Genomic DNA, 16,084 nt, shown 5'->3' on the forward strand with positions numbered 1-16,084 from the left:
TGTTTATTCATAGCACTATCATCCGCTACTATAGTTTGAACTTTTCTACCGCAGCTTCTAGACCCGCGCTTCTCTCCTTCAACAGCTCCGTGGTGTCGGCAATCCGTTTCGCTGCTTCCACCTGATGCGTGGCCATCTGTTGAATGGAAGCGGTATGATCGGCCGTTGCTTTGGAGATCTGAGCGATCTGCTCTACCGATACGGTAACCTCCTCCGATCCAGCCAGAACCTCTTCTGCAGCCGCGGAAATCTCCTGAATCTGATTGTTTACGAGCACGAACCGCTCCATCGCATGGGTGAACAGCTGCTCCACTTGATGGGACAGCTCGGTCCCTTTGGTCATTTCTTGGCCGCCCTCCCGCATCCTCTCGCCAATATGTGCGGACTCCTGTTGAATTTGCTGAAGTAGGGAGGTAATATGCATCGCAGAAGCCGAAGAAGTCTCAGCGAGCTTGCGCACTTCGCCTGCTACGATCGCAAAACCCGCTCCTTGCTCACCAGCTCGCGCCGCCTCTATGGATGCATTCAGAGCCAGCAGCTTGGTTTGATCGGCAATGCTCGTAATCGATTGGAGGACAGGCTCAATCTCATGCATGTATGTATGGAGGACCTGGACCGAATTCGTCGTCTGTTGGGCCACATTCGAGATAGAAGCCACCTGTTCCTTCAACCAATGGATGGAATTCCTGCCTTGCTCCGCCGTCTCCAGTGCATCCCCCGAAGCCCTCGAGACGCTAGTTGAAGCCTCAGATACCCGTTGAATGGCTAATGTAATATCCTCCATCGATTTGGCACTCTCCTCAGCCCCTATCCGTTGGTGCTGCGCTCCATCCGCCAATTGCGTGATAGATTGCTGGAGCTGTACATTCAAAGCCACCATCTGGTCTGCCTCTGAGCTGAACTGATCGGTCGAATGCACGAGACTCTGCGTGGTTGTCGTCATATCGTGAACTACATCGCCCAATGTGACACCCAGTCTATCGCTCATCTGGAGCATGGCTGCGTAAGCTTGTCCTATTTCATCCCTCGATTTTACGTTTGTAGTGCTCAGATGGGCTTTCGCTTCTACAAGATCTCCTCGGGCAATGGCCTCCGCACCTTTTACTATAATGCCTAAAGGCCGCAAGGCACGGGACATAAACAACGAGATGAGCATGAACACAATAAGAGTGATTACCCCCATCATGACAAACAACGGCGTGTTTTGCCTCATGACCTCCCGGTACACCGTCTGGGCAACCGATACATCCGTATCGATGCCGAGCGCCCCGATGACCGCACCCGCCGAATTGCGAAGAGGGGCATACGAGGAAAGATACTCGCCATACTCCTCATTCTCAATGATGCCGGATTTGGCCGACTGTCCCTTCAATATCGCTTGGATCGCTTCCTTCGGCATGTCGGTCACTTCACCGATCGGAGAGGCAGCATCTGAACCTTTCGGTTGACCGTCGATAAGAATGAGGGGCTGCCCTTTTTCATCGATCTTCACTGTATATACGTACAAGGCACCTATTTGCAAGCGGTAGCGATTCAGCTCTTCTCGAAGTCTCCAATATTCATCGTTCTCTTGGGCATCTTTCATGTAGGTTTCATAGGACTTCCAATCGAATTGTCCTGCATAGGCCTCAGCGGTATGGATACTGAAATTGCCTATCGCCTCTTCACTTGCCTTCTTCGTGTTCTGGATCTGGATGTAGATCAAGCTGGAAGACAGGATGACGAGTATAAATAATAGAGTAACTGATATCTTAACTACCAAACGGCTCCTAAACATAAACATGATGTCCTTGCTCCTCTGGCCTAGGTTGCGATGATTTCCACAAATCCCCCTATTTTCCCTACAGTTTCGACAATCGTTTCTCCTTTTCCTTCTTACATGCTGGGCGCTTCTCGATTACTCCCCTTGCACACCAATTGAAAAAGGACACCGCTGAGGTGTCCTTCTTCCTATTACCTATACCTGGAAACGTTTCTCGAATCGGCGACAATAGGTCTCCAGTTCATGAAACGATATCTGATGACAAACCAGGTTATTTACAGTGAAGCGGTTCGAACCGGGTAAAGCGTCAAACTTGGAGAAGAGCCTCTCCAATCCCATCTGACCCTCAGCTACCCAAAATTGAACCTTCTCGACATCCGGGTTACCGGCCTTCATCTCAGCTAGGAGCCTCTGAAGCCCTTGCGTGAACAAGGACGTACGTCGATACTCACGAAGCAGAAAGGCCACTTCCACTTGACAGATATGCCGATCCTCAAACTGGTTAGGACCTGTTCCATAGGCGAAACTGGCTGCCCCAACGATCTGATAGGACTCCTCTGAGATAATCAGCATAGCTTTGCCGAACACCAAGGGACTGCTGATAAAGCTAAGCTTGACTGCAAAGGAATAGGGTAGATTCAGTTCATCGTGATGCTCGAGCAGAAATGGAACATAAGCCTCGTGGTCCATTTCAAAATTACACGGTCGAAATAGAAAAGACATTACTTAGCAGGTTGTACTCTTAAGGTATCATTTTGGATAATAATTCTGGTGATGCGGCTGCCCGACTTGTCACTTTTTAAACTTGGGGGTATTATGATCATGAGCGCTTCCTCCTTTTGTATTCATATAAATGTATATTTATTTCCAATTATACCTTGTATACCTCGTTTAAGGTAGTCCTTAAACGGTGAATTTTCACACAAAAAACCGTCTCTTCTCCAAGCAAGCCCTCTCGAGTGTAGTTGGAAGTCATAAATTTTGAATAAAGTCTACATAAATATGTATTTTCAGAAAAAGCCATAAACCTCAATTCCTGTACTTCTGGATGGGCTTCGACCATCTGTTCAACCATGTAATGAAGCCCATTGAGGAAGAGGCGCGTTCCTCGATAGGCTTTATCCATTATGGCCATGTCCGCGAAGGCGACCTCCCTATCCTTGAATTGTTCCTCCGGTGTTCCGTGGTAATAAGCCAGTATCCCGATCACCCGGTTGTCGGCATCGGTGATGTACAGCAAATGACCCTGTGTCATATAAGTGCATAACAGAGTGACCATGTCCAAGGTCCCAAAAGCAAGATGCATGTCGCGTTTGTTGGCAAGAGCGAATAAGCTGACTTTCGCAAAATCCTCATCACTAGCGCAGCGCCTGTAACCTATCGTCATGCTGAATCTCCTTCCTGGATGTGAAATCTTCAAATGCATTCATAGCTATTCTTATGGATCCTAGTTTATATTTCGTAGATTAGCACAGTTTTTATTAGTCTACTTCGCTTCTTATACAATCCGCCATTAACGCGAAGAGTCTGCCCGGTAACCCACTGCGATTCTGGACTTGCCAGGAACAGAACGACTCTGGAGATGTCTTCCGATTGGAGATGGTGAGCGGGACTGAACCCCGGTTCCCCGTGAGTTACTTTTCTACTGAATATTTATTAAGGACATGAGCTATATCTTCGAAAGAGCAGTCCCCTTTCGCAAATAATGATGGATAGGCATCCTCATCAAACACACTTTGTTACGATCTATGTATGGTAGAGTCAAGCAATGCATGATCATTAACACCGGCTTGCTCTGTGTCTACCATGTTTTTCATCATATAGTAGTGTGCAGCTTTTACTTCTTCTTTCGTCAAAAATGTGGTCATCTTATCGATCCCGACAGCCAGCGTTATAAGTATTTACGTGTTAAAGGTAAGTGTTTATACGGGCTTCAGGATATCAACGCTCGAAGAACCTTTCCTACACTATCATTAATTAAAAAGTCTGCCCTGCCGTCAAATGGAGTTGGCATCTCATTAATTAAGATTAACTTGTTACCGCCATATTCTTGAATAAGCCCTGCAGCCGGGTTAACTGTTAAGGATGTGCCCCCAACGATTAAAATATCAGCCCCTTCTATGTACTCTTTAGCCTGCATTAATGATTTTGAATTCAAACTCTCCTCGTACAGCACAACATCGGGCTTCACTATGCCATCACAGCTATCACACCTGGGTATGTTCGTCTCACACGTCAAAATATAGCCAAGGTCAAAAAACTTCGAGCAACCCATACAATAATTACGATGAACAGAACCGTGCAATTCAATCACATTACGGCTACCGGCCATCTGATGCAATCCATCAATATTTTGAGTTATCACGGCTATTAATCTACCGTCACGCTCCATCTCTGTTAAAGCAATGTGAGCTCTATTCGGTTCGGCATCTTTGTAGATCATTTTATTCCTGTAGAACTCATAGAACTCCTCCGTATGTTTCTTGAAGAAGCTATGGCTCAGCATGACTTCGGGCGGATATTCGGATTCACTTTTTGTCTTGTATAACCCTGATGCCGATTTGAAATCCGGGATATTGCTCTCCGTCGAGACGCCCGCCCCACCGAAGAATACAATGTTAGAGCTTGAAGCAACCATCTCTTTCAATTTCTTGAAGTCCACCGTCACACACTCCTTAACTACTTGATCGCTGATCTGGCTCTACTCCACGAACTTTGGAGTGCCATGTGCCACTAACATATTTCCGCTGGGATCAAAAAAGTCAAAATCCATTCCAAGGATCTCTCCTTCGATGACCCCACCGTTTTGTCTGATCTCGCCAATCTGCACCCCATTACTCTGCAAATCGGATAGCAGTTTCCTAATATCCGCAGCTTCAAAACCGATTACGACTGACATTGTTCCTTGGTGCACTTCCGTTTCACACAGAAAAATGGACGGGCCTGAAGGAAGCCCGAGAATAGTCATTTTATTGTCAGGTCGTTTCCAATGTATCTTGAATCCCAGATTACCCATGTACCATTCGGTTGATTCCTCAAGATTTTTAACTGGAACTTGAAGATATGAAACGCTTTCGAGAATCGTTTTTGTCAATTTGCTTCATTCCTTTCTGAGATACCCTCTCATTTCAAGTAATCATGAAATCGGAAGTACCGTCACATCTAATCGAGTAGCTGTACATATTCCTCCGGAACGATAGAGGCCTGAGCCATAGTCCTAAGATTAAATATACTATATTTACATCCATATTTTCACATTTTTTTGTTTATAGATACTTCCTCACCCGATCCGAAACTCGACGAAATACGTGCCCAATAAGTATCTTAAGAACATAACAGCGGATTCATAGCTAGTTGGAGGGCTTGGATCAGCACCATGCACAATATAAAAACAGCAGCGTTCCCAGAGTGTGCTCTGGAACAACTGCTTCTAGCACTAATCATCCACAACCTCGTGTGAATGTAGATTCGCATGGAAAGGGATCGAGAATACGAGTATTGGTACTCCATCTCATTGGCCGCAGCATTTTTTGTACTTTTTCCCACTCCCGCACGGACAAGGATCGTTTCGCCCGATCTTATTCGATATCGGTCTGGCCTGACTGGATCCTAACCCTAACTCAGCAGGTGTATGACCGCGATTAGACCAAATTCTCGTATGATTACAGACGTCTACGATCAACGGCATGATCGCCTGCACATGCGCCATATTTTCGAAAAATAGGCCTCTCCTCTCGAACTCAACCATAACTTCACTGATCGGCTCTTCCAATGAGCAAGCAAGCTGTATATCATCCATAAGGTCTTCTACGAGCTGTTTATCCTTGCACAAGTGCTGCAAAATAAAGGCTTGCAAGCTGGCCAATTGCGGAGTTTCTTCGAAATATCCGGAATCCGCGTAATTCAACAATTCCGTTTGATGTGGAATATAATACGGTTTGTGCTTGGACTTCTCTAGAAGCGCTTCGAACTCCTCACCTTGATCCTCCGAGTCAAAATAACTGCTGATGATGTACCCATGATTCAAATACCATTCTTTCTCTCTGTTGGAAGTCAAATCGTAAACATCAACAATCTCGTTCTCGTCTAATTCCCTTTCATTCTGAGCGTTAAAGATTTCGATTACTTTGTCCAGCTTACAAACCCCATACAAATTCGCCAATGCTTTTATATACTGATTCACTAATTGATAGCGGTCACGAGCTTCAAGAAACGATTTCTGCGGCAATTGCCTGTACGCTCTCTTGATTTCCTCAGGAATGGCATAGTACAGCTTGTCCTCATGATAAAAAGAAAACAGCAAACCTCGATCCATCAAAAACAAGTACATCCCTGGATTAAACGTCTCCTCTTGGACATACGGGACTTTGATTAGCTTAAGAAATAAACCCCACCCTATTGCATCCATAATGACTAGCGCCATTTCTAATTCACGAACATCTGGAATCTGTTCGTACAGCACATTCACAAGCTCCTGCTTATTCATCTTGGATCGCCCTGGAAGATTGAAGTTCGTTGCTAACGCAAGCAAGCGAGTCTTGGAAAGAAGCTGAAGGATATCGTTTAGCTTCGTTTTCACTTCGCTTTTAATCGCATGCTCTATATTCAATGTTCTAATGTGTTTTGAAAAATCCATCTTCATCCACCCTTTTGAATTCCACTAGTTAGTACTACTTTACCGCATTCGATTGTGATTTCAAAATGTTTAATGCCCTTGATTCCCGAATGAGGCTCGGCAGCAGCTCCTTCACTATCGTGCCTGTTAGCCACCCATGCCCCCATGGGGCACAACTACTCGCTACTCATGATCAAACTATTCCCGTCGAATCCATAACGGCCCCGAGTCAGAAAAATCTATATTTAAAGCAAGTGTTTGCCGCGAGTATATTAAAGCAAATGCTTGCCGTTGCGGCAAAGATATGGTTTAACTCACACAAAAACCCGACCTCATGCGGCATGCGGTCGGGTTTTTCTTGGTGGAGGCGAGCTGAGGTTCGGACAATAGACTGTTCACAACGTAGTCCGGGCGCCCTGTAGAATCAAGCAGAGGTAACAAGGAATACTTGCTGTCGGAGAGCATCTCCTCCAGTTGGCCAATGCTGAAGACACCATCCACATCGATCCGCTTCAATCGTTTCCTCACTTCGGCCAATATATCGGAAGCAATCAGGTCATCGATATACAGCAGCCCTACACTCGCTTTCGTCCTCCTCCCCAGCGTAGAAGTTTCATAACATAAGGAGTTGCTTCGGATTCGTTTGCGAATCAAGGCCACATTACCGACCAGATCCTCCACAAAGCCATCCTTAGGTCCTTTAATGGAAATTTCCGTGCTGGATTCTTCTGGATTCCGCTGAGGACGGTTGCAAATATTCAATTTGTACATAGACACTATGCTCGGGAACAGGATAAGCAGATCTCCCTGGAACAGCCATTCTGCCATGAGGATCCAAGCGCGCCAACAAATCTTATGGGAATCGGCGTATCCAGTTCGCGGATTGACTTAAGCTGGACGGCATCCACGGATAACGTTGGGGGTGCCTGTTACAAGATCTACCGGGATGATGTGGAAGTGGGTACGTCAGCGACGACTTCATACAGCGATACGGGATTGACGGTATCCACCATCTACAGCTACACGATTATCGCCTACGATGCCGCTGACAATCTTTCGAGTGAGAGCAATCCGGCCCTTGCAGCCACTCTGGAATCCGCACTTGGAATCTTGAAGGCAATGCAAATGATTCATCAGGCCAGAATAATCAGGGGACCAACAATAACGGTACGTACGTAACGGGGATAGACGGCCAAGCCATCAGCTTAAACGGGATCAATGCTTATGTGAATATTCCGCATGCGGCAAGTTTGAATTTCGGCGCTCCCGGGAATCCATTAACGATTACAGCCTGGATCAAGACCTCAGCCGCTTCAGGCCCCATTGTCTCGAAGAGTCGGCTTACGCAACAGACCCATGGACTATACACTTGAACTTATTGCCGGAAAGTTGCAATTTAGGCGATGGCATCAGTCCCCCGATCAGAATGATCTCGTTTATGATTCAGACGGAGTCAGCATCAATGACAATACATGGCATTTTGTTGCCTTCGTCAATGAAGGGGCGTCCAGTCATAAGTTGTATGTGGATGGCCAACTGGTAGAAACGGGCGCAATCACATGGAGCTACAATGACAGTAATACACAGCCGTTAACGATATGCAAATTCACCAACTATACTTATTTAACCACCTACTCTACCGGGAGCATAGATGATGTGCAAATTCATCAGCGAGCCTTGAGCGCCGCTGAAATCAGCGCACTTTTCAATTAATGATGTTCAGAACCCATCTGTCTACCCTCCCATGCGCCTGACCGGGAAGCCCGGCCAAGCTACGTTGTAATCCCGACTAACAGCGAACCGCCCGATCCTGCTCAGCCTAGCAGGAATCGAGCGGTTCGCTGTTATTTAGGACCCATATTCCGCATATCAGACTAGCGGAAGGGGTTTAGAAGTAATAATCGTACGGCACGCCTATTTCGCTTAGGACAGGATGCGCGAGATAGAGGGTTTTGGCTGCGCTGTCCGAGATCATGCCCACACTAAAATTCACGATCCCGGTATCCGGCAGCTTAGCGATGCTGGATACGATCCTCCAAGTCGTATTGCCGGTATAGCCCTGTGTATTCGCACCGGTGCCGGTGATGAACAGCTGCGCATTCATATTGGACGCGGATTGCTTGACATATAGCCCAAAGTACATGTAAGCGCCGGCAAGCTCCGGATATTGGGCCAGATCGATAGAAAATCCCCATTGGTCAGGCACGCTTTCGCCGGTGTAGGCGTATACTTCTTTTTTGCGGTACTGCTGTGCGGCGCTTGCGAATGATCCAGGTCTGCCGAAATCGCGTATTTTTACAAAGGAGCTGAAGTCCGGGCAATAATTGACGCGTGGAATATGGCGGATCTGGGCAGTGTGAAAAGCGGTGTTGTCAGATAGCGGTATGTTGTCTACGGCTAATGTCTTGACGGTCAAATAAGGCTTGTAGGCGGCGGGCACATCGTTGTCGCGGATCACGATCCCCCGGCAGATCGAGCCCAGGCCGGTTTTATTCGTCCCGGTCCGCAGCAAGGTGTATTCCCGGCTCGTACCCGAATGGAGGAGGGTGTTTTTCCGGATTTCCAAGCCGATCTCCACAGCATAGCCCGCCACCAAATAGTCTTCGTTGCCGACCGAAACGAAATTATCCGCAATCGTAACGTTCCGGGACGGATAGCTGCTCTGAATGGCTTGGGGCTCGGCGGCTGACACATTGCCGTTTAGGACAATAGAGGCTTTGACAGTCATCGCCGGATTCGTGAGTGTAATGCCTGTATCGGCGTTTCCTTCGAAATAGCAGTTGCAGACGCTCATGTTGAAGATGCCCTTTTTGACATAAATGCCGCATGCGGCGTTTTTCTCAATCGTACAGCCCTGGATCCGAACCTCCAGACTCTCGTAAGCCATATGAATGCCGATGCCGGTATTGGCAAAAATTTTGGTGTTTACCACATTCAAAGCGTTCAGCTGGCCGGCGGTGAACAGCAGTCCGTCGCCGCTATTGAACGAAAATTCACAAGTCTCGATATCGTTGCACCAGCCATAGCCGATCCCGAGCGCCGCCGTCTGCGTGCCCTGAATACATAACCTTCGGAAAGCCGAATGCGCCAGCTTTGTGGTGTAGATCCCGTACCGCAGCCGTTTCGGATCGAGCCGTTGACCGCTTACGATGCCGAACTCCGCAAATTCATATCGAGCGCCTACGGACGTATCGTTGAATTTGAATATCGCTTCGAGCGGATTGGACTCTGTAAACGTCGGGTGAGGCTTGAAGAAAGTCGTATACAAGCCGTCTCCGGAGAGACGGATCGGCCGAGCACCGGAGTCCAAGACGATGGGAGAGGAGATCAAATAGATGCCGGCTGGTGCGTAGACGGACTTGCCCGTATGCTGCGCAACCGTGACCGCGGTCTGCACCGCTAGCGTATCGTCCGCGCTATCGTCTCCTTTGGCGCCGAACCACTTTACGTTCAACGCTTCCGCGACCGACCGCTTGAACCTCGCCCCTCCCGTCGATACGATGGTAAGGCCGTTGTCGTCTGGCGTCGTGGTGTCCGTCGAGTCGTAGTAAAAGATGCCTTCCTGCCCGCGGTCTTTTACGAAGATCACTTGTGCCGGGTCGGGTGTAAGCGAAGTACGCATTTCAGCCAGGGTGACGACCGTGACACAGGGGACTTCCCCGGTACCTGGGCCCCCTCCATAGACCGCTCCCGTGACAGTTGTTCCTTCTCCAAAAGCGGCATGCAAGGGGCCGCTCCAGAGGCCGCCTGCCGCGAGGGCGGCTCCGGCAACGCCGAGGGTCGAGAGCAGCTTCCTTCTGCTTATTGGCGCCTCCAGGGTCTCATTTACGTCCGTTTCGTATTCGCGGGAATCTTGACTCATTTGGATCTCCTCCTGATATATGGTTTATCCCTTGACGGCTCCTAGTGTGGCGCCTTCCATGATCCATCGCTGGAAGAAGATGAATATGAAGACGGACGGAATCATGGCTATGGTCACGCCTGCGAATAATGTCACCCAGTCCGAGGTATACTGCATCAGTTGGTTGGCCTGGTACATATTTACCCCGATCGTGTACTTGGACTGATCGCTTAGGTAGATGAACGGACCTAGGAAGTTGTTGTACAAGCTAAGAAATTTGAAAATGGCCACCGTCACGATCCCCGGCATAGCCAAGGGGACGATGATGCGCAGAAACAGCTGAAAAAGGGAGGCCCCATCCAGAAACGCGCTTTCCTCCACTTCCTTTGGCAGCGATTGCATGAATCCGCCTAACAAGAGCAGGAAAAAGACGTTTTCGCCGAAGCTGTCCAAAATAATCAGCCCGGTCAAGCTGTTCGTCAGATGCAATTCCCGCATCAGCACATACTGGGGGATCAGCGCATTGATCCCCGGTAAAAACAAGGAGAGCATGATGGTGCCCCAGATGAGGGATCGGCCTTTGAATTCCAGTCTGGTCAACGCGTAGGCGTTCACAGTAGTCAGGAATGTGCCGATCACGAGGCTGACGCCTACGTAATACAGCGTGTTCAGCAACGCGGAGCCCAATCGGTACTTCTCCCAGGCCGACTTGTAGTTGATCCATCGGATCGTTTCCGGCAGGGACCACACATCTTGGAAAAATTCCCGATTCGTTTTCAGAGATTGGTATACAATCCAGATCAGCGGAAACAAGACCGCCAAAGCACAGGCCGCTAGCACGAGCCACCAGAATACGTCTATCCCCGATCGTCTTTCCGTCATAGGTGTTCATCCTTTCTCCAGCCTAATACTCGACAGAGCGGTTCGGCATGTACTTGTCTGTTATGAATTTGGCCGCGACCAGCACGACGAACAAAAACATGCCTACGGCGGAAGCATAGCCGTAATTGTGGTATTCCGCGCCGAACGCCAAGTTGAACATGTACAATCCGATGACGTCGGTAGAGCCGGATGGGCCTCCGTTTGTCAAAATCAACACATGTTCGAAGCCCTTCAGGGAGCCGAGTACGAGGAATAGGGCGCCAACGCGAATGATCGGCATAATAAGCGGAATCGTGATGCGAAACAGTCGGGTCGAGGGAGAGGCTCCATCCAAGATAGCCGACTCGTAGAGCGACTTCGGAATCGTGATCATTGCGTTCATGAAAATAATGACGTAAAATCCGACGCCCGCCCAGATATAGGGGGGCATGATCGCCCACAGCGCAGTCCGAGTCTCGCCCAGCCAATAATAATCGCCGATGTCGATGCCGATCAGGCGAAGCGCGGCGTTGAGCAGACCGAAGCTGCCATCGTAGACGAACGCCCACAGCAGCGCGACGACGACGCTGGAGAGCACATTCGGGAAGAAATAGAGCACTTTGAAAAGCGGAGTACCCTTGTACTGCTTATGGGTTAACAGATGGGCCAGCAGCAAGGAGATCAGAATGACCAGCGCCGGAACGAAAATCATGTAAATCAGATTGTGAGAGAGTGCCCGCCAGACGTAGCGATCCTGGATCAAAGTGACATAATTTTGCAAGCCTACGAATTGAGGCTTGGAGATCCCGTTCCAATTGAGCAGAGAGTAATAGACTGATAGCAGATTGGGGTACAGCGTGAACAATAAATACCCGCCAAATGCCGGCGTGATGGAGAAAATCAGGAACAGCCGCTTCTGGGTTCGCGATTTTTGCATCCACCCTTTAGAAGTCGGGGTGCCAGGCTGCGCAGCTCTTCTTATGTTCGATTTCAATTTGCGGCTCCTTTCTCGGAAAAGGGAGGAGGCCGCCTTCCTCCCTATGTAGATGAGCTATGAGCTTATTTCTTTTGTGCGGCAATCGCTTTATCGATCAGCTCCTGGGCTTCTTGCAGCTTGGGGATAGGGTCTTGCTTGCCGGCCGCGATTTGGCTGGTCGCTTCGTTGATCAGCTTGATCGCCTGCGCATAGGCGGGATCGGTCAGGGTGACGTTGCGGAAGGCGCTCTCCATCTTGACCGGATTGCGCTTGATATACTCGGCGACCGCCTTGGACGCATCCTGGATTTTATTCGCGCGAGCCGGATCGTCAGCGAAATCCTTGCGGACCGACAGCTGCCCGCCTTTGTCGGCGATGACGGTCTGGACGTCCAGATTCCACAGCCAGACGGCAAATTCTTTGGCCCACTTCTTGTTCAGCTCCGGCTTGGCCGCCCAGATGAAAAACCCATTGCTGACGGAGCCGCGGATATACTTGACACTGTCCGGCTTATCTCCCATCGGGACAGCCATGAAGCCCCATTTGAAGTCGGGCGGCGTGGAATCCTTCATCTCGTTTTGCACCCAAGCTCCTGTGGAGACCATAGCCGCTTTACCTTGCAGGACTTGCATCTGGGATTGAGTATGATTGAGGGCGGCGAGGCCCTCCGGGAAAAAGCCTTTTTTGCCTAGCTCGTAGATGCGGGTCCAGAGCTCTATGCTTTCCGGACTCGTGTACTCCTTGCGGAATTGCCGGAAGTCATCGTCGAATGGCTTCAAATCCCCCTTGATCTCGGCCAATTCGAAGCGCTTCCAAGGACCGAAGGCATGTCCGATATAGTCCGGAACCATGCCGGGGGTCGAGATGGGAATCAAGCCGGCTGCCTTGATCGTTTCGCCTAGCTTGACAAATTCGCCCCAAGTTTGGGGATTTTGATTCCAGCCGTTTTTCTCAAACAGGTTTTTGTTGAAAAACAGGCCCGCCGTCGTGCCTGCATTCGGCAGCGCGTACATTTTGCCCAAAATACGCGGGGCGCCTTCATATTCGCCCGCGATCGCCAGCTCCTTAATCGTCTTGCCATTGCCGTCGTAGCCTTTACGGTCCCACAGGTCCTCTTGCGATTCGAGTTTGCCGCTCTCGACCAACGGGATTTGGGCGGCGTTCCCGCCGGGCAGCGCCGTCGAGAACATATCGAACATATCGCTATCATTGCCTGCCGAGATTTTGGTGCCGGTGATGTCCGCGATCTTCGGTGAGTAGACGACCTCGAAGTTGACGTTCGGGAATTTTTTCTTGAAGCTGTCCATGGCGTAGTCGACCCATTCCCGACCCATTCCCGCTTCGTGAAACCCGATTTTCAGCGTCACTTTCTGATCCTTGGGCAGCCCGTTCTCCGCATATGCGTTTGATTCCGCCGCGGGACTGGCGGCAGGCTTGGCGGTTACGGCAGGCTGGTTCCCTCCTTCTTTCGTACATCCCAGCAACGAGACAGACAACATCATGCAGCTGGCGATCGCTGCGACTGCTCTCAAGCTTGACTTCCGTTTGCTTGGCAATGCTAACCCTCCTACATATTGGATTGACGGTTTAGATAACCGGTTCGATGTGTACCTTATCATGACCGACGAATGTCTGCCTATCGACGATTTTATCAGGGGATATCCATATTTTTTCTCGACCGCCTCAGGCCATTTCTTTGCGGTAATGGCCTGGTGTATAGCCGGTCCTTTTTTTGAATACACGGATAAAGGTCAGGGTATGCGTGTAGCCGACGGCGGCGGCGATCTCGTTGACGGTGCCCTCCGTTTCCTTTAGGAGCTCGACCGCTTTTTCTATTCGGACTTGGGCGACGTAGTCGTTGAATTTTTCGCCGAACTCCTCTTTGAACAGGCGGCTGAGGTAGCTGGCGTTGACGTTGAAGGCGTCGCTCAGATGCGCAAGCGACAGCTCGGCATTCGTATAATTTTCGGAGATATACTTTTTAACCTGATGGATCAACGAATGGTGATGACGGCCGGCGCGGACATCCCGCATGCGCTCGGCGGCTTCCGATAAGACTTGGTGGATCTGAGGCCAAACTTCGTCCAGGCTCTCCGACGTTTCGATCAGCGCCTGCAGGCGGCCGATCACGCCGTTATTCCAAATGGCGAGCAGCTCGTCGGGGAGCTCGAGCATGTCCTTGTGCAAATGCTGGACGAGGTAGTTCAGCAGACTGGCCAGCTCGTCACGGGTGAGCAGATAGCCGAGCAACAGATGGTGCAGGTCTTGCAGCAACTGCTCCCATTCCGTGTCGCCGGACCGGTAGGATTGACAGATCGCGCGGATGTGCTGCAGATGCCGGAACATCTCGTCCCGGGGTCTCGACGCAAGATCGACAGGGACGATCAGACGGTTGGAGCCCAGCGATGCTTTGCAGGCGAGCCCGTACAGAGCGCTCCGATAGGAGTCGGACACACGCTCGGGCTCGAGCTCGAAGGTGCCGATCCCGATCGTAATCGTAAAGGTCAGATTGACCTCCACCCATTCGCGGAACCGCTCTGCAATCGAGATCACATCCCCGTCGCCGTCCAAGGCAGACGCGGACAGGATATGCACCACCGCCATACGCCGATGGTCCACCCACTCCGACCAGAGCTGCGCCGGCCCTTGAGCGGCTGCGTCCTGAATCCCGCTACTGAGAACGTGCTTCAGCAAGATCTGATCCCTGCGGCTATATCGATCCGTGAAGTCGGAGTATCGATCGATCTCGATCAGAACCGCGACGAGTCCGCCAAAGAGGCCTGGGGCCCGGCGAAGAAGCTCGTCTCTCCAAACATCGGTCTGACCCGGAGCGCCCCCTTCGAGCATGGTAAGAAACGCATGACGGCTCCGATAGGTCAAGTTCTCTTTGTTTTCCTCCAGCAGCAGGCTCGATTGATGGAGCAAATTTTCGATCGCCATCTCGATATACTTGTATTCGTCGGATTTCCGTTCCAACTGCAGGACTTGCTGCTTTTGCCGGGCATAGGCTTCGATTCGTTCGGTGATGCTGCGGATAGGCATGTAGTTGCGCCGGGTGACGTAGATCAGCCAGACGATCCCCAGTACGATGACGAGAAAGCCGATTGCGATCCACACATAGAACAGGGAAGAGACCCAATCGACTATATGTTCTTGATAGATGCCGCTGCGCACCGTCCACCCTGTATAGTCCGAGTATGCGGTGGACAACGGTTTGCCGATCCCGGTCGAGTCCGTCTCACTGTCCTTGGAAGCGATCCTTCCTCCCTGCGCATCTATGAGGTCGACGAAGTTCAGCTTCGAATCCGACATGGTGCGGATCAGCTCGCTTAGGCTGTCGGTCCTTACATTGACTACCATCATACTCCTGTCCGCCAGATTGGCGAATTTCACAAGGCTGATCACACGGACAGGCGGCATATACGGCTGCTCCCGATACACTCTTGTCCCGATCCAGCGGTGGGGGGTCAGACTGGTGAGGTGCTTGCCGACGAACTCCTTGTCCCCGAATTGGTCGATCCCGGAAAACATCGACGGAGTCAATACCATCCGACCTGTGACTCGGTACAGATACACGGAGTGGATAGACCGGTTGCTGCTGAGCATGTCTCGGAGCGCCGCCGTAGTCTGGTAGTCCATATATCGAGTGTCCTCGGGGTTGGTCGGCTGGAAGAAGGTTTTCAATTGCTCGTTCCCCAAAATATCCTTGATCATCCGGTCGTCTATGCTTTTGAGAACGCTATCAATCGATTGGGCGATGCTTTGCGACAGCAGCTCGTTTGCGCGGATGGAAGACTTTTTGGACATTTCGTTCAGCGTCAAATACGTGATGAGCAGCAAACTGAGGCTGACTACGAAAAAAACAGGCAAGTAAGAAAATAACAGCCGATAAAATCCATTTTTGCGCATGATAGTCCTCCCACGAAACGATAGAGCGGTCAGTATTAACAAAATAATAGCCCAATCCTACAAAGATTGCAGCGGGTTTTGCCTATACAATACAATTGTATAAAAATCATAATCGCTAAG

14 protein-coding genes and 1 pseudogene are annotated in these 16,084 nt (G+C 50.1%); 2 read left to right on the plus strand and 13 right to left on the minus strand.

Translation table 11 applies throughout. The annotated features are described in order from the left end of the window. Positions 1 to 28 precede the first annotated feature (28 nt). The 8 genes and pseudogenes from AC1DWB_RS14355 to AC1DWB_RS14390 all read right to left on the minus strand — a co-directional run bounded on the left by AC1DWB_RS14355 (position 29) and on the right by AC1DWB_RS14390 (position 7,205). Entirely contained in the window at positions 29 to 1,783 is a 1,755-nt protein-coding gene (locus AC1DWB_RS14355) for a methyl-accepting chemotaxis protein (protein ID WP_477541759.1), read from the minus strand. Between the two features lie 174 nt (positions 1,784 to 1,957). Beyond that, positions 1,958 to 2,452 (minus strand): hypothetical protein, encoded by a 495-nt coding sequence (locus tag AC1DWB_RS14360; RefSeq protein WP_477541760.1) that lies wholly within the window; start codon positions 2,450 to 2,452, stop codon positions 1,958 to 1,960. A gap of 181 nt (positions 2,453 to 2,633) precedes the next feature. Beyond that, positions 2,634 to 3,149 (minus strand): hypothetical protein, encoded by a 516-nt coding sequence (locus tag AC1DWB_RS14365; RefSeq protein ID WP_477541761.1) that lies wholly within the window; start codon positions 3,147 to 3,149, stop codon positions 2,634 to 2,636. Positions 3,150 to 3,214: 65 nt separating this feature from the next. Beyond that, positions 3,215 to 3,358, minus strand: a pseudogene (locus AC1DWB_RS14370) (SDR family oxidoreductase); the annotation flags it as partial. Between the two features lie 337 nt (positions 3,359 to 3,695). Continuing rightward, positions 3,696 to 4,424 carry an NAD-dependent protein deacylase gene (locus AC1DWB_RS14375; RefSeq protein ID WP_477541762.1) on the minus strand — a complete coding sequence of 243 codons (729 nt, stop codon included), beginning with the start codon at positions 4,422 to 4,424 and terminating at the stop codon, positions 3,696 to 3,698. 39 nt (positions 4,425 to 4,463) lie between these two features. After that, complete coding sequence (locus AC1DWB_RS14380; RefSeq protein ID WP_477541763.1) at positions 4,464 to 4,856, minus strand: VOC family protein; 393 nt, start codon at positions 4,854 to 4,856, stop codon at positions 4,464 to 4,466. A gap of 417 nt (positions 4,857 to 5,273) precedes the next feature. Then, the gene (locus AC1DWB_RS14385; protein WP_477541764.1) at positions 5,274 to 6,398 is read right to left on the minus strand and encodes a YecA family protein; all 1,125 of its coding nucleotides are present in this window, start codon (positions 6,396 to 6,398) and stop codon (positions 5,274 to 5,276) included. 288 nt (positions 6,399 to 6,686) lie between these two features. Continuing rightward, positions 6,687 to 7,205, minus strand: coding sequence for a spore germination protein (locus AC1DWB_RS14390; protein WP_477541765.1), 519 nt, complete (start codon positions 7,203 to 7,205; stop codon positions 6,687 to 6,689). A gap of 27 nt (positions 7,206 to 7,232) precedes the next feature. Here AC1DWB_RS14390 and AC1DWB_RS14395 point away from each other — a divergent pair, with 27 nt between their 5' ends. Together AC1DWB_RS14395 and AC1DWB_RS14400 are read left to right on the plus strand one after the other, a co-directional pair. Then, a complete protein-coding gene (locus AC1DWB_RS14395; RefSeq protein ID WP_477541766.1) occupies positions 7,233 to 7,556 on the plus strand; it encodes a hypothetical protein in 324 nt (107 codons plus the stop codon). Positions 7,557 to 7,733: 177 nt separating this feature from the next. Beyond that, complete coding sequence (locus AC1DWB_RS14400; RefSeq protein WP_477541767.1) at positions 7,734 to 8,090, plus strand: LamG domain-containing protein; 357 nt, start codon at positions 7,734 to 7,736, stop codon at positions 8,088 to 8,090. Between the two features lie 175 nt (positions 8,091 to 8,265). Here the strand turns inward: AC1DWB_RS14400 and AC1DWB_RS14405 are convergent, their stop codons facing one another. The 5 genes from AC1DWB_RS14405 to AC1DWB_RS14425 all read right to left on the minus strand — a co-directional run bounded on the left by AC1DWB_RS14405 (position 8,266) and on the right by AC1DWB_RS14425 (position 15,964). Further along, positions 8,266 to 10,239 carry a right-handed parallel beta-helix repeat-containing protein gene (locus tag AC1DWB_RS14405; RefSeq protein ID WP_477541768.1) on the minus strand — a complete coding sequence of 658 codons (1,974 nt, stop codon included), beginning with the start codon at positions 10,237 to 10,239 and terminating at the stop codon, positions 8,266 to 8,268. Positions 10,240 to 10,263: 24 nt separating this feature from the next. Then, positions 10,264 to 11,100 (minus strand): carbohydrate ABC transporter permease, encoded by an 837-nt coding sequence (locus tag AC1DWB_RS14410; protein WP_477541769.1) that lies wholly within the window; start codon positions 11,098 to 11,100, stop codon positions 10,264 to 10,266. 22 nt (positions 11,101 to 11,122) lie between these two features. Then, on the minus strand, positions 11,123 to 12,073 hold the full coding sequence (locus AC1DWB_RS14415) for a carbohydrate ABC transporter permease (RefSeq protein WP_477541770.1): 951 nt from the start codon (positions 12,071 to 12,073) through the stop codon (positions 11,123 to 11,125). Positions 12,074 to 12,138: 65 nt separating this feature from the next. Beyond that, positions 12,139 to 13,611, minus strand: a complete 1,473-nt coding sequence (locus AC1DWB_RS14420; RefSeq protein WP_477541771.1) for an ABC transporter substrate-binding protein — start codon at positions 13,609 to 13,611, stop codon at positions 12,139 to 12,141. A gap of 127 nt (positions 13,612 to 13,738) precedes the next feature. Further along, positions 13,739 to 15,964 carry a helix-turn-helix domain-containing protein gene (locus AC1DWB_RS14425; protein WP_477541772.1) on the minus strand — a complete coding sequence of 742 codons (2,226 nt, stop codon included), beginning with the start codon at positions 15,962 to 15,964 and terminating at the stop codon, positions 13,739 to 13,741. Positions 15,965 to 16,084 lie beyond the last annotated feature (120 nt).

It is taken from the genome of Paenibacillus sp. P4_E11 (assembly GCF_056401635.1).